2 protein-coding genes are annotated in these 1,218 nt (G+C 64.0%); both read left to right on the top strand.

Annotation, left to right across the window (positions count from 1 at the left end; genetic code table 11):
• The coding region (locus RI841_RS16450; RefSeq protein ID WP_310706704.1) for a GGDEF domain-containing protein at positions 1 to 327 on the top strand (327 nt) is incomplete at its 5' end.
• A gap of 84 nt (positions 328 to 411) precedes the next feature.
• A partial coding sequence (locus RI841_RS16445) for a CBS domain-containing protein (RefSeq protein WP_310706703.1) occupies positions 412 to 1,218 on the top strand: 807 nt, incomplete at its 3' end.

Genomic DNA, 1,218 nt, shown 5'->3' with positions numbered 1-1,218 from the left:
GACCACCTCACCGGCACCTATAACCGACGCGCCTTCGACAGCGCCCTTCGCCAGGCCATCTTCCAAGCCGAGCTCGGTGATGACACCTTCTCGCTACTGCTGTTCGACATCGACCACTTCAAGGACGTCAACGACCGACATGGTCATGATACGGGCGACGCCATCCTCAAGCAGTTGGCCGATCGTGTCTCCAATGCCCCGATAAGGGGCCAGATCCTGTCCGGCTCGAGCGCCAGGCCGTGTCGGAGAGGGGTTATCGGCATTTCCTTGACTGACATCAAGAAACGGCTATCTTCTGTGGTTCTCTGCCCTGGTCAACCCGAGTAGCGTATTTCGCTTTTGCTTGATGTTGATCAAGTCGCTTTCCCTGAACGAGACACCATGACGTCAGATCTTCCCGTAGAACGCATTATGCACACTGGCCTTTTGACCTGTGCGCCGGACACGCCGCTGTGCGAGGCCGCCGCGCGCATGGCAGAGCGACGTTGCAGCTCGATGCTGGTGATGCAGGGCACGCAGGTCGTCGGCATCTGGACCGAACACGACAGCCTGTTCGTCGACTTTGCCGATCCCGAGGCCGTGAAGCGTCCCATCGACGGGGTGATGAGCCGCCCGGTGGCCAACATCCACCAGGCCACTCCGGTGGGGGAGGCGGCCCTGCGCTTCAGTGCCGAATGCCGACGCCACTTACTGGTGGTGGATGATGCCGGCACCCCCAGGGGCATCCTGTCCCAGACCGACATGGCGCTGAACCAGGGGCTGGAGCCCTATCTGCGCTTGCGCGAGGTGGGCGGTGCGATGCGCAGTCGGCCCCTGCTGCTGCAAGGCGAGCTGTCATTGAATGAGGCCGCAAGGCGTATGCGCCGTGGCGGTTACGACGCGGCCGTGGTGACGTGCTACGACCAGCAGCTCGGCATCCTCACCGAGCGAGATCTGGTGCGATTCGTGGCCCGCCATCCGGGTGCCACCGCCATCGGCGAACTGGCCAGTCGACCGCTGCTCACGGTGCGGGTCGAGGACGCCCTGATCCATGCCCGCGACATGCTGATCGACCGGCGCGTGCGCCATCTGGGTGTACTCGATGATCAGGGCGAGGTGGTCGGCCTGTTGGGCTTCCAGGATCTGCTGGCCGGTGCCGAGCACCTCTACCTGGAGGACCTGCGCGAGGCCCTGGAGCAGCGCGACCGGGCACTGGCCCAGTCGCGCAAGAACCTGCAG

The sequence above is a fragment of the Halomonas sp. genome (genome assembly GCF_031581305.1).
In the GTDB taxonomy this organism is placed as follows: Bacteria; Pseudomonadota; Gammaproteobacteria; order Pseudomonadales; family Halomonadaceae; genus Halomonas.
The sequence above is the reverse complement of the archived record's forward strand: the minus strand, read 5'-3'. Positions and strand labels throughout refer to the sequence as shown.